Genomic DNA, 13,119 nt, shown 5'->3' with positions numbered 1-13,119 from the left:
ATTGCTATCCAATAAAATCTACATTTTTTTGCAAAAAACAACAAATTACATCAGTTTTGTGTCTTTTTATGAGCGGGAGTGTTTTTTCATTTCTCAGGATCAAAGTGCCGCAAGTTCTCCACTCGTTTTATGTTGCTTTGACCAGTTGGTGATACCATGACAGAACGGTTTGCAAAATCTCTTCTGCAGCGCTGATTCCCGACGCCTGCGTAAAGTGGAAGTTGCCCACAGCGCCACCATGGTTACGAATCTGATAAATCTCCCCATGCGGCGGAACGATCGCCAGTTGCGCTGCTTCCAGCAGAGGAAGGTCCAGTAGCGAATCACCAGCTGCGATCAGCTGCTCATCCTGCTCCAGCTCGCACACGTACAAGGTCGCATCGCGCTTGTTGACCGCCTGGGGCACGAGGTAGAGCTTTCGGCCCTGAATGGACATGCTCCAGTTTTGTTGCGCCACCCAGCGCTCGAAGTCGCGCAGCTCGTCGACAGGCATTTTTTCTCGATCAATGATGCTGTAGAAGAACAGATCCTCTGCCATTCTCTCCCGAATCACCCAACTGTCATTGCTAATCTGGGCGAAACCGGCCAGCATGTCGGGAAACGGCGCGCATTCGTTGACCATTCGGCTATGTACCTGACGACTCCACTGCTCGTCTATTCGTCCGTCACGGATTACATTGCCGCCGTTGCTGGTAATTGCATAGCGAGGTAAAAGCTCATTCTGGAAAATCAAAATTCGCTGATACTGCTCAATCGTTCTTGTTGTCACGGGTATAAACAGAGACTTTTGATGGACTTCATGAAGAAGTTCGATTGCCCTGTCAGACATGTGCGAGATTGGTTCGCCTTCAAGCACTTCGACTACCTGAAACGACTGCATTTCGTCCGTGAGAAATCGTTTCCCGTATAGGAGGGTCTGGTCTAGGTCACTTGCAAAAATCATTGTTTTTCCCCTCCCATCGATCGGATAATACCACAGCAGGAATAGCTCATATCCGAACGTTCCTCCACTAATACACCACGATCCTTGGCAAGCATGATGATATGAGCAAGGTTAGGGTTTTCGACTGAATCGACAAGAATTTTCCAGGGGACTCTGCGCAAAAGCACGCGTGTCGTTTCGCCAACTCCCGGTTTAATTAGATTCACATCATCAATTTGCAGCTCTTGCTGAATCCGCCCAATATCGCGCATTCCCTTCCAGGTCGGCACGTGGTCGTCCTCGTGGCTGATCAATTCAGCTGCTTTTACCTTTGCCTCGTCGGCAATATCCGTAAAATACGCCGAAATCGTATTGACGAACAGGTTGGAAACATCTTCGTCAGCCCATTCCCGATAAAATTTGGCTCCGTGAAATTCACCAGCCGCAATGAGGTCGTCACGGTGCACGGTACGACTGATCAAACCGGACACGGTCGAGTTCAGGCAAGCGCTCGGGATCAAAAAATCTTCGCGAGTGCCAAACGTCTGCACGCAATGCCCTGGGTCAGCGAGAACAGCCAAATCGGCATCAAGCCGCGTATGGAATTTCTGGTTAAAGCGGGAGATCGACTCGTGCAAGACCGATGTAATAGCGCCCTTGCCTGTCCAACCATCTACGAACTGAATTCCTTTGCCCTGATGATGCTCAAGAATATAGCGCAGGGCATTCTCGTCAATACCTTTGCCGCGAATGATGGAGATGCTGTAATGCGGCGTATCCAGCTGGTGAATTTGTCTCAAATAGCGGCGGATCAAAACACCGATCGGCGTTCCTGCTCTTGCAAGCGAGGCAAGCACAACCCCCTTGCCTTTGCGTGCAAGGATGGATTCAGCCACTACTCCTGACGCAAGCGCCACTTTTCGTGCTGTCGTCTGCAAGGCCTGATGAAACAATGAGATGTACTCGGCGGAGGGCTGATACTCAACAGGCAGCATCTCGGAGTAATGTGTCCCCGCCTGAATCAATTCTTCCCGGTCCTCCGTGTTGGTTTCTTCCATCAATCCGCTGATTTCTTTCAACAGGAATGTAACATCCTCTGCAGGGTAGCTCCCCATTTTAATCGGCTGCATGAGTTCTGCTGTGTATAATGAGCCTTGCTCCATTCGGTTTACCCCTCTCTGCAGTTAGCGAAACATTACGAGATACTTGTTCGGAATCGGCAGTTGGGCCAAGGCCGCATAAAGACTATTGAGCCGCTCCACGCTTGTCCCGCGTTCAAGGAACAGGAACAGCTCGTCATACCGTTGCTCCGGGATATTGTACATAAAGTTGCGAACAGTGGGATCATCCGGACTTTCGTACGCAAATGCATTTTGAACGGCATATGTTTCCTTTGTTGCCGGATGAATCGGGCTTCTCGTCGTTGATTGATACCAAACCCCATCGCCCATAGAAGCGGCGATCATCATCGGCACGTACATAAACTCGCCTGTTCCCATACACAAGGTCGTACCCTTACGATATTGCTGCAAAAACTGGCCCTGCTCCCGAAGTGTGTCATGCAATTGAAGCTGCTGCTCGGAAGTCATGCCAAAGCGTCCAGTTTGCTGCAAATACGGCAAGGTATTCACAAAGCCTGTCTGATCGATGGAAGAAAAGGACAGTTTGGTTAGCGCAGCGGTCTCCAGCGTGATGACAGTCGGCTCAGCTTCTGGTTCGACAAAGGCAGGCTTCGTCTGCTCAGCCTGCTGTTCGTCAAGAACGCCGTTCACCTCAATCTCTCCCTTAATTAGAGAGATGGCTGTGATCTCGATACCCAGCTCGGCTTCAAGCTCCAGAAACTTGCGGTGATCGTCAGGCGAGCGCCAATCCAATAAGGAAGCAACGATGTATTGCTTTCTCGGAAAATGCTGCTGAATCTCGCGAATGATGTTAAGCGCTGTTTTCCCTGTCGTAATCTCATCATCTACTAATACGATCGGACACGCAGAATGTAGCAAGTTTTTATCCAATGGATAAAAGTGATGGGCTACTGCGTGAGAATGCTCTTCTTCAAAATCAATTGTTGACGGAACCTCTTTGATCAGTTCTCTTGTTGTATGGATGTATTCTGCCTTGGTGCCAAAAGCGCTGAACATGCTGTGTCCAAGTGCAGTGGCAGTCTCGGCAAATCCGATGAATAACAAGGGCTCGGGTAATTCGAGGGGATGTTGCAGCAGTTTGTGAAGAATCTCTTCGCTCTTCTCCTGCTGAATGATACCTTGCACGATCTCTGGAAGATCACTGACTTCATGAGAATAAAACTCTTCAAGGAGACGTGCCGCCAATGCCATACCGCTTAGCACAGACGCTGACGGCCGCACGGGCAAATGCTTTCCCAGAACCTTGCTGACAAACAGGAAGCTTCGTTTCTTATTGATTCGGGCAGCCATTTGGAATAGCGCTTCCAATGGAAGATGGTACGGATTTTGTCGAACGTGGATGGTGATATTCAAATCACCGAGAATATTGAAACTGGATATTTGCTGTTCGAGCGAGCAGGTTGATAAAGTTGTTATGCTCATGGAACACCCCGTACACTTTTGATTTGATCATTATTTTTTTCGCCCAGCTCGTATGTGGCTTGATTTCGTTCATTTTGTTAGCGTAGTGACTTTTCGTTACTCCGTTTGTTTGGCTTTGCAGGATTGCCCTGGCGTCCTCGTACTCTTCACGTGTAATCACGGCAAGTGAGTGGACAATTTTGATATGGCTTGGGTGGATGATCGTTTTGCCGGTCAGGCCGTTTTCCTTGTCCAGCAAGACTTCTTTGATCAGCCCATCTTGCCATTGATTCAACAATTGCTGGCGAAGTCTGCGCCCTGATGCGCCGCCCAGCTTTTGTTCAAACGGAGACTGGCGGAGCTGTGGTTTGAGCAACCTTTCACCGTTGCTGAAATACTCCCAGACTGGACCAGATACGACGTATTCACTGCCCTGTCGTGTAAACATGTTCACAATGTCGCCAATGCAATCGCGAATCGTGGAAATCTCATAAATAGACACATCCGGTCCACGGCGCAATCCGAACAGGCTGGAAAAATCGGTTGCTCCCATGCGCACGTTCAGGACGAGGTGCCGGTATTTGTCCAAAATTTTTTTGATCGAGAGCAGCTCGGCTGTTCGGGATTCTCTGTAAATAATGTCGGCGGACTCCAGAATCGGCATGCCGTACACAGGGAAAGGAACGTATCGGTTGCACGATTGCAGCGCTTCCAGATACTCCTCAGCGTTGCGGCTCGTAAACTTCGGGAACACAAACCCAGTCAGGCTGATCAAATCTTCTTGCAGTTCTTCCACAAGCCGGTTCATTTGGTGGACATCCCGGACACGCACGAACATGATCGGTATATCGTCCTGCTGGATCAAGCCGTTTCGTAGACGGCTGGAAATATCACGGACCTGCCGAATCAGCGATTGCTCTGCCTCAGTAACCTCATGATCGCCGATAGCGTCTTCCAGGCAGATGACCATGGAGACCAAGCCCTCGTGCTTTTGCGTCATTACATCATGAGAGATGGTGGTTCGTATGGCGGGCATGTAGAGTGTAGCTCCCAACGCGTGGGCTAGCACTTCCTTCTCGGTGTTTCGATTGATAGGAAGGGGGTGTACACTGAATAATTCTTCTTTTTCGTTCTCGAGCAAGTAATCAAAATGCCTCATAAAAGAAACGGCTCCCCTCTTCATCCCAACTCGCCATTGATAAAAAACAAGACTGCCCCCTTGGCCCGAGGCAATCTCGCTTGTTACAACTGGAAATCAGCTGGATTCAAATTAACGGTCTGGCAGATTTCCCGAACGATTATTTTCTCTTTTTCGTCAAAGTCACCGTCAGCGGCACCGATTGCGCAACAGACGCCGATAAGAATTCGCGCTGCTTCTGGGTTATTTTTTAATTTGCCGATTGCCTTGAGTGCTTCCATCTTCCCGACGCCGTGGTCAAATTCAAATCCACTGACAAAATGGTTGAAGCGGCTAATTACATCGTTCATATCAAAAACTTTCAATTCTTCACTTCGATTGATATAAGAGGCCATCTTTTGCTTTTCAGAGGATTCAATGTGTCCATCAGCGGCGGCAACCAATGCGCATCCGGCAACGACTGCATCCATGAAGTCACGATTCTGAAACTTCTTTACCTGGTCTCGCAAGGATGCTTGTGTGTTTTTAAGCCAATTCGTAAATGTGCCAGAAAATGACATTCTATTACCTCCATCGACAAATTTCTCACTTATACGTTTATTCTACAATCTTACATCAATAGATATATTTTGGCAAAAGAGATACATAATATGTAAATGTTCTAGTTCCCATAATAAATGAATCCATTAGGTCCATTAAAACGATCCCGAATGAGGGAAAGGTTGTGCTTGACAGTATGAAGAAAAGTTAGAATAAACTATGGATATCTATTCGATCAATTCAGCGCGAGAAGCGGGAAATAGGTGATCACCAAATGAGAGCAAACCGGATGGAAGCGTTTAGCGATGGCGTGCTGGCAATTATCATTACGATTATGGTACTGGAATTCAAAGTACCAGAAGGCCACGATTGGCATTCGTTAATCGAACTAGGCCCAAAAGTTCTTAGTTATATCTTCAGTTTCGTTTATGTCGGCATTTACTGGAACAACCATCATCATCTGCTGCATATGGTTCGCACAATGAACGGGCGGCTCATGTGGCTGAATTTGAAATTGCTCTTCTGGCTATCCCTTATTCCATTCACGACCGCGTGGATGGGGGAAAGCCAGTTTGCGCCCACTCCGATGGCATTGTACGGGATTATCCTTCTGCTTGCAGCGATTTCTTACAGAATGCTTCAGCTCGCAATCATTAGCCAGCATTCTGGAGATTCTGCATTCGTGAAGTCAATGGGCAGAGACTGGAAGGTGAAAATATCGCCTGTTCTCTATTTGCTCGCGATATTGACCGCGTATGTGGGTCCATGGGTATCCGGCTTCTTTTACGTACTCGTTGCCGCGATTTGGGTCGTGCCGGAAAAGCGAATCGAGCACATTTTGAGAAGCGAATAATTGGACCCGAGAAAAGTATGGGAAGCGAAAAGAGGTCTCCAAACCGAGAGCCGTGCAAAACGACTCCTATAATATGTAAAAAGACTGATCCAGTACCGTTAGGTACTGGGTCTCGTTGTATAATAAACATAAAACGAAAGAAGCTGGGACTAGTGCTACAGCCTGCCAAACAATTGACGGCGTCCTTCCATGCCGAATTATACAAACTCATTCCAGGAGATCATCCATTGTGTAAAATAAATGAAGTCGTCGACTTCACGTTCATTCATGATCTGGTTCGTTCTTCGTACTGTGAATATTACGGTAGACCTGCCAACGAGCCAGAGCTTCTGTTTCGTTTGTTATTCTTGCAAGTTCTGTACAATCTTTCGGATGAGCGCATGATTCAAGAAGCTCAGGTGAATCTTGCTTACAAGTGGTTTATTGGCCTTAATCCAGAAGACACGCTACCAGCCCCTTCTCAATTATCCCGATTTCGTAACCATCGATTGGGAGCAGCGGGTGTGGATGAGGTGCTTCGATCAGTTGTGCGCCAGTGCATCGAGAAAGGACTCGTCAAGTCGAAGACGATTATCATGGATTCTACTCATACATTGGCAGCTTCGCAAAAACAAAAGCCACTTGGCGTTTTACGAGATGCGGCAAAACGTCTATTTCGTGTCGTTGTAAAAAAGCATTCCAAACTTGAAAAGAAACTTCCTCGGATGCCAGTGATAAAGAAAGAACAGGAAAATGCGGAAAAAGTCATGCTACATTACTTAGCGGAGCTGGGAGAAGCTGTCGAGACGCTAATACCTGATCATGAGGGTTCTATCTCAGAAAAACTTCAGATCGCCAAGAGGATTGTAGAAGACGAGCGCCTTCTTTCCCAAAAAGGGATTCTGTCGGCTATTGATCCAGACGCACGCTTTGGATGGAAAAGCTATACGAAATCTTTTTTTGGTTACAAAGAACATATCGCCATGACGGAGGAAGAGATCATTACGGCTGTAGAAGTTACTGGGGGAAGTTCGGATGATGGAAAGCAATTCAAAGAGCTTCTAAGTCAAACGATATCCACAGGAATAGAAGTCCATGAAATCATTGCTGACACTGCATATTCAGGTAAAGACAACTTAGCTGAAATGAAATCTAAAAAGATTCAACCCGTAGTTCCTTTAAACCCTGTCGTCCATAATGGCGGATCAAGGCAAGAGGGTTTTACATACAACAAAGATGCAGATTTTGTTATTTGTCCGGCAGGACAAAACAGTGTCCGTAAAGCTGTGCAAGGCAGCAAAAAAAGTGGCGATAGTCGTTCTCTCGTGTTCTACTTTGATATACACAAATGCACAGCATGTCCGCTGAAAGAAGGCTGTTTAAAACCGGGTGCAAAGAACAAGACCTATTCCTTCAGGATTATGGCGGAACATTACAAGGAGCATATCGAATTTGAGAACAGCGAAGTGTTCCAAGAGCGTATCCGTCGTAGACCGATTATTGAACATAAAAATGCTGAGTTAAAAAGGTATCATGGATTAACCAGGGCCAAGTACCGTGGTCTCTTTCGTATGCAAATCCAAGCCATATTAACTGCCTTTACAGTAAATGTAAAGCGAATGATAAAACTCCAAGCCAAAATGGAGGCCACCTCAGCATGAGGTAGCCTCCATTTTTTAGGTTCTACGGACCGAAAATTTCCAAAAGAGAACGTCTCTTTTCAAGATAGAGAGTATTTTGCACGGCTCTCCAAACCGGAGACTCTTTTTTTCAAGTGCTGTTGTTACAGACAACCCAGTGAGCCATATCATAAGGGGGGATGACCGACATGGAAAATGCCCTCGATAAGAGGGCATTTCGCCGATGAAAGCTGAATGGATTCGTTGTCATACCAGCGAAGAACCGCCATCTACGACGATGACCTGACCGGTTGAGTATTTCTCACGCATTAAATAGAGAAACGCTTCGGCCGCGTCCTCGGGTTCGCCCACTCGGCCAACGGGGAGGGATTTCCCGACAGTCTCGTACATGGTGTTTCGTTCTTCTTCAGGAATATTGTCCCATAACTCAGTGCGCATGAATCCGAAACGTATGGCGTTGACACGAAGTGGACTCAGTTCGACGGCTAGCGCCCTTGTCAGAGACTCGATAGCACCACAAATGCTGGCTGCGATCGTCAATCCTTTTGGAGGCCGAACTGAAGCGGTGCCGGAAGCAAAAATCATGGAACCATTCTGCCTGATTTTCTCTGAGCCATATTTCGCTGCCATAACTGCACCCCAGTACCTGATGGTAAAGAATTGGCGTGCCTTGTCCATGTCTACCGTGTTGAGATTTTCGGGCTGAAATGGCTCTCCAGCGGTGAAAACCAAGTGATCGAATTCACCAATACGGCTGAAAAATACGCGAATCTGCTCCTCATTCGATAGATCAACCACATATCCTTCCGTACCTTTGGGGAGACGCGAGACAGCATCGTCCACTCTCTCTTTTCGACTGGATACTACAACAACATATGCCCCTTCACGCGCAGCGGCTTCCGCTGTCGCAAATCCCATTCCAGAAGTTCCTCCGAGCAGGATAACACGCTTGCCTTTCAAACTGCTGCAAAGTTCCAGATTTCCCATAAGATCGTCCTCCTTCTCTATAGGTGATGAGTCGATTATAATCAGCTTCATAAATTGACAAACAGCTCTGTATTTACAGTACGATTCGGAAAAGTAGTATAAATCCTAGTAGGATATTGAGGTGTATGATCGTATGAATGATGAAAGAAGGCGAAGGGAGCTAGCTGATTTTCTCCGGACCCGTCGTTCCCGTCTTTCCCCGCAAGAGGCGGGAATACCTGTTGAAAATGCACGTCGTCGTACGCCTGGTCTTAGGCGGGAAGAAGTGGCGACTCTGTCAGGGATTTCTTTGCCTTGGTACACGGCACTGGAGCAGGGGAGGGATATTCAGGTATCAGAACAAGTGCTGGAGAGTTTGGTGCGGACGCTCCAACTCAGCCATGACGAGCGCAATCATTTGTTTGTATTGGCAAATAGTTCTGTAGTTCCATACGTCACAGTAGGCGAATCAAATTCTCCAGCCCTGCAACAAATTCTCGACAGGATGGGGAGCTACCCTGCCTATGTCATCGATAGACACTGGAACGTAACAGCGTGGAACAAAATGACAAGTACGCTTTGCGGAGACTTTAATCAGATAGCAGAGATTGAGAGAAATATACTTTGGAGAGTCTTCATGATGAAGGAGACCGAGGCTCGCATTGTGAATTGGGAAAACGTCGCCACGATGCTGTTGGCTCATTTTAGAAGCCGATACGCTTTGTACATGAATGATTCGTGGTATCGGGAATTCGTTGACAAATTGTGTGAACAGAGTGAGGAGTTTAGAGTGTGGTGGCGAAGACATGATGTATCCGGGACTTCGAAAGGGGAAAAAGTGATACAGCATCCTAAAGCTGGCCTGTTGAGTTTTCGTTACCATTCTTTTGCCTTGCCCGAAAGTGGTGACTTCGTGATGAGAGTATATACACCAATCGAGAACACGGGGACTGATGAACAGTTAAAAGATCTGATAGACGAGTCTCGTTTAGCATGAAGCAACGCTATTTCATAGAGACGGGATTGGCAAGATGAAAGGATGGGGGTGAAGCAAATGGAACAAGAGCTCGTTGCCTTAGCGTGCGGAGTATGCAAAGGCGTATCAGAGCGCATTAGGATGGAAAGTGAGTTGTTTGATATTGCTGGCTTCGAAAATGACATTATGGAATGGTCAGATTATGAAAACGAAGTTGATGGCTCAAGCAGGCGATGGAGAAAGAAAAACCCGTATGAAATGATGGAGTGATATGAATGAGAGCGTATATACAGGCAAACAAAAGTGGAGAATTCTACAATGTAAATGCATTTATTGCTTTTGAAGGTTTCAGTTCATTAGGATGGGAGATCATTAAGTTCCATGATATTCATGAAATAAAAGAAAAGAATCCAGAAGACATAGTAGTTGGCGGTATTGGCAACGTGAGAAAACGTCTTGAAATATTGGGGATAGAAAGAAGCCAAGGAGAGATAGATTACCCAGATTCTTTATCTAGTTATTTTGGCAGGAAAATATGGACTTCAACGATTCAACAGCTTTTTGAAAATAAACAGGATTGGAACGTTTTTATAAAACCGAAAGACATAACAAAAAAATTTGCTGGAAAAGTGGTAAAAGAATATAAAGATTTTATCGGATTGATTGAACAGGATGAGGATACGAGAATTTGGTGTTCGGAAATCGTTAATTTTGTAACAGAATGGCGTTGCTTCATACGATATGGAGAAATACTTGATATTAGGCAGTACAAAGGTGTTTGGGATTCAAAATTAGATCTACGTATTATAAAAAGTGCGGTTAATGATTTTATTGATGCGCCAGCTGCCTATGGTTTAGATTTTGGAATTGATCGAGATGGGAATATGAAGCTGGTGGAGATTAATGATGGTCATTCTTTAGGGACATATGGAATCGCTCCTTTAAACTATGCGAAGTTTCTTTCAGCCAGATGGTCGGAATTAACAGGGACGAAAGACTATTTAAGAAGCTGATTCTACACCATCGGTTTCTAACAAGGAATAACAATGCTGTAATCAAGGCTTGTTCTATTTGTTGTAGATAGAGTGAGTCTTTTTGTATGCAAAAAATAAGAAGTTGATGAACAGACAATGGAAAAAAACGTGAACAGGTAGTAGCAGAACCGGTGCTAATATATCCTATCCTACCTAATTGCATCCATTATTAGGGGGAAAAACAAGAAAGGCCCGGGGGGAATTTGTTCCTGGAGGGATATATGCATCAAAATATCGAGTATTCTGTCGCTGACAAAGCAAATGGTACTACAATTCAAAAAGAGGCAGTAATGAATTTTTACCAATTACGTCAAAAAATAGCATGAAAATTAGTTGTTCACATACTACAAATTCAATCAGTTCGAATTAGTTGTGATGGCACTAAAATTTAAGTGATAACGTAATCAAACACCTACTCATGTAAAATGGTTATGTTATCTAAGAGAATTGCCCTTACTAAAAAAGGAATGCGGAATATAGTGATAGTGAGTTTAAAACACTCAAATTTTAAAATTGGAGTTGATTTCCAATTATGAGCGTCATCAAACCAGAGCAAGTGACCCCCGCATGTCCAGTGATTTCGACAGAACAAATTCCATTAACCGTCGAACCAACTACGATCATTTCTCAAGCAGCTGTACCAACCATTAAAGTTCCAGTTGTACTTGTAGAGCCAACTCTTCAAATCGTTGTAGAAGCAAATATTCCACTTAACCCACCAGCAACTGAGATTAAGAGAGTGGTAAAAAATGTATTCCTCAATCAGGTTAAACTTGTTCCTGTCGCATTTACGCGTATTGGTACTACAGACTTTTTCAATGTTACAAGAGCCAAGTTATTTGTAGGAGGATTCATTCGCAAAAATATTGAATATGCTTCTGCTGCATGTACTGGAGCACTTTTAGATACAATTGCGGATGTTCCTTTTACAGGTTTTGCTGATATCACAACATTTTTAACAAGGCCAATTATTGGTATCTCTGAGGCGAGTAAAGCATTTTTCCTTAATGAGACGGATGGCCAGGTTCCACGTTTGGATAAAAATTTCTTCCAAAATCTTGTGAAATACAACGAACAACCATTTGGTGAGTTGGTAGCTGCTAACTTCTATGAACTTGATTTTTCACCGGTTATAGCAACACCTGAGGGAACGTTTAATAGCCTGACTGAAAAAATTGTCCTAGACCTTACTGTAAAAGTGTTACAAACACAACAGTTATTAATTGCTGCTACACAACAAATTGCAATTCCTCCTGCAGGTACAGTTGGTTGTGAAGAATAGGTTTTTATCTAAGAAGGTTATTCCCCATCGGCCAAACGGCCGGGGGAATGGCCTTTTTTCATTTTCGGAAATGGTCTTAACCTTCCAGAGGCCACATAAAACAGCGTGTAAAAGGCAGTGCAGGAAAGGACTAAAAACGGGAACTCCTGTGAAGGTGATGGTGCGGACAGTACCTTTCATCGATGCAACTGAGACTAGGTGAAGCTAAGTCTAGGGAGGAGAGTGGTCTAGAAGTATTGAATTGCTATTTGTCAGGATGGTCCTATTAAATGGGAGCATATTAAAATGAAGTCATTTTGTATCGAAAACGAGAAGGAAACGAATCGAGAGGAGAGAGCAGCCATGCATGATAAGCAAACTACGGTGCCAGACCACACGGCGGTGCGGGTCGCGTTGTGGCGGGCGTTGCACGCACAGATCGATTCTCCACCGCATGTACTAGAAGACGAGATCGGTCTGCGACTGGTGGCTCCGGAAGACGACTGGCGCCAACGTCCCGACATGGACCCAAAGAGCACCAGCGGGTTTCGAGCATCTATCGTGGCTCGTGCTCGCTTTATTGAGGATTTGGTCACCGAACAGCTCGGACAAGGCGTCACCCAGTACGTTATCCTCGGCGCTGGCCTGGACACCTTTGCTCAGCGACGACCGGAAATCGCCTCTCAGATGCGGATTTTCGAGGTCGATCAGCCAGACACGCAGGGTTGGAAGAAGCAACGCTTGAACGAGCTGGGCTTTGGCATCCCCGAGTGGTTACGACTCGTACCCGTTGACTTCGAGGCAGGCTGGTCCTGGTGGGAGCAACTAAAGGACTCCGGTTTTGATGCTAGCCGACCAGCGGTGGTAGCATCCACTGGCGTCACCCAGTACCTTACGAAGGATGCGATTATGGCTACGCTGCGCCAAGTAGCGACGCTTGCTCCAGGCTCCACGCTGGCTATGACGTTTTTGCTCCCCTTTACCTTTACAGAAACGGAGAAACGTCCCGAAGTTGAAGAGGCAGAAAAGGGAGCGCGGTCAAGCGGCACGCCTTTCATCAGCTTTTTCACACCGCCGGAGATGCTGTCATTGGCCCGCGAAGCTGGTTTCCGAAAAGTCCAGCATGTATCCTCGGCAGAACTTAACCAGCGCTACTTTACCGGCCGCACCGATGGTCTTTCGCTGCCAAGCGGAGAAGAATTCCTGATAGCCACTACATAGAGTGATAACTTCTATTGATAAGCTACGTTGTCTTTCAGATAAACGT

Annotated in this window: 13 protein-coding genes; 7 read left to right on the top strand and 6 right to left on the bottom strand. The window is 46.0% G+C overall.

Going from position 1 to position 13,119, the window contains the following annotated elements; translation table 11 throughout:
• Positions 1–127 precede the first annotated feature (127 nt).
• The 5 genes from BBR47_RS29270 to BBR47_RS29250 all read right to left on the bottom strand — a co-directional run bounded on the left by BBR47_RS29270 (position 128) and on the right by BBR47_RS29250 (position 5,163).
• Positions 128–943 carry an HAD family hydrolase gene (locus BBR47_RS29270; RefSeq protein WP_015894026.1) on the bottom strand — a complete coding sequence of 272 codons (816 nt, stop codon included), beginning with the start codon at positions 941–943 and terminating at the stop codon, positions 128–130.
• Positions 940–2,085 carry a cysteine protease StiP family protein gene (locus BBR47_RS29265; RefSeq protein WP_015894025.1) on the bottom strand — a complete coding sequence of 382 codons (1,146 nt, stop codon included), beginning with the start codon at positions 2,083–2,085 and terminating at the stop codon, positions 940–942. Before BBR47_RS29265 ends, BBR47_RS29270 begins: the two co-directional genes overlap by 4 nt.
• Before the next feature lie 21 nt (positions 2,086–2,106).
• A complete protein-coding gene (locus BBR47_RS29260; RefSeq protein WP_015894024.1) occupies positions 2,107–3,486 on the bottom strand; it encodes a phosphoribosyltransferase family protein in 1,380 nt (459 codons plus the stop codon).
• On the bottom strand, positions 3,419–4,624 hold the full coding sequence (locus tag BBR47_RS29255) for an HpcH/HpaI aldolase/citrate lyase family protein (protein WP_015894023.1): 1,206 nt from the start codon (positions 4,622–4,624) through the stop codon (positions 3,419–3,421). The genes BBR47_RS29260 and BBR47_RS29255 overlap by 68 nt, the downstream gene beginning before the upstream one ends.
• An 83-nt stretch (positions 4,625–4,707) precedes the next feature.
• Entirely contained in the window at positions 4,708–5,163 is a 456-nt protein-coding gene (locus BBR47_RS29250; RefSeq protein WP_015894022.1) for a tellurite resistance TerB family protein, read from the bottom strand.
• A 254-nt stretch (positions 5,164–5,417) separates the two neighbouring features.
• Here BBR47_RS29250 and BBR47_RS29245 point away from each other — a divergent pair, with 254 nt between their 5' ends.
• Positions 5,418–5,996, top strand: a complete 579-nt coding sequence (locus tag BBR47_RS29245; protein WP_015894021.1) for a TMEM175 family protein — start codon at positions 5,418–5,420, stop codon at positions 5,994–5,996.
• A gap of 152 nt (positions 5,997–6,148) precedes the next feature.
• Complete coding sequence (locus BBR47_RS29240) at positions 6,149–7,636, top strand: IS1182-like element ISBbr1 family transposase (protein WP_041749735.1); 1,488 nt, start codon at positions 6,149–6,151, stop codon at positions 7,634–7,636.
• 225 nt (positions 7,637–7,861) lie between these two features.
• Here BBR47_RS29240 and BBR47_RS29235 read toward each other — a convergent pair whose 3' ends face one another.
• On the bottom strand, positions 7,862–8,602 hold the full coding sequence (locus tag BBR47_RS29235; RefSeq protein WP_015894019.1) for an SDR family oxidoreductase: 741 nt from the start codon (positions 8,600–8,602) through the stop codon (positions 7,862–7,864).
• A 133-nt stretch (positions 8,603–8,735) separates the two neighbouring features.
• On the opposite strand from BBR47_RS29235, the gene BBR47_RS29230 reads away from it, so the two are divergent.
• The 5 genes from BBR47_RS29230 to BBR47_RS29210 all read left to right on the top strand — a co-directional run bounded on the left by BBR47_RS29230 (position 8,736) and on the right by BBR47_RS29210 (position 13,073).
• Positions 8,736–9,578: a helix-turn-helix transcriptional regulator gene (locus tag BBR47_RS29230; RefSeq protein ID WP_015894018.1), complete on the top strand. Its 843-nt coding sequence runs from the start codon at positions 8,736–8,738 to the stop codon at positions 9,576–9,578.
• Positions 9,579–9,635: 57 nt separating this feature from the next.
• Positions 9,636–9,827 (top strand): hypothetical protein, encoded by a 192-nt coding sequence (locus BBR47_RS29225; protein ID WP_015894017.1) that lies wholly within the window; start codon positions 9,636–9,638, stop codon positions 9,825–9,827.
• A 5-nt stretch (positions 9,828–9,832) separates the two neighbouring features.
• Entirely contained in the window at positions 9,833–10,570 is a 738-nt protein-coding gene (locus tag BBR47_RS29220; RefSeq protein WP_015894016.1) for an ATP-grasp domain-containing protein, read from the top strand.
• A gap of 553 nt (positions 10,571–11,123) precedes the next feature.
• Positions 11,124–11,873: a CsxC family protein gene (locus BBR47_RS29215; RefSeq protein WP_015894014.1), complete on the top strand. Its 750-nt coding sequence runs from the start codon at positions 11,124–11,126 to the stop codon at positions 11,871–11,873.
• A 342-nt stretch (positions 11,874–12,215) separates the two neighbouring features.
• Complete coding sequence (locus BBR47_RS29210) at positions 12,216–13,073, top strand: class I SAM-dependent methyltransferase (RefSeq protein WP_015894013.1); 858 nt, start codon at positions 12,216–12,218, stop codon at positions 13,071–13,073.
• Positions 13,074–13,119: the final 46 nt, after the last annotated feature.

This window comes from Brevibacillus brevis NBRC 100599, assembly GCF_000010165.1.
In the GTDB taxonomy this organism is placed as follows: domain Bacteria; phylum Bacillota; class Bacilli; order Brevibacillales; family Brevibacillaceae; genus Brevibacillus; species Brevibacillus brevis_D.
Note: the sequence above shows the minus strand (reverse complement) of the source record. Positions and strands in the feature narration are given on the sequence as shown.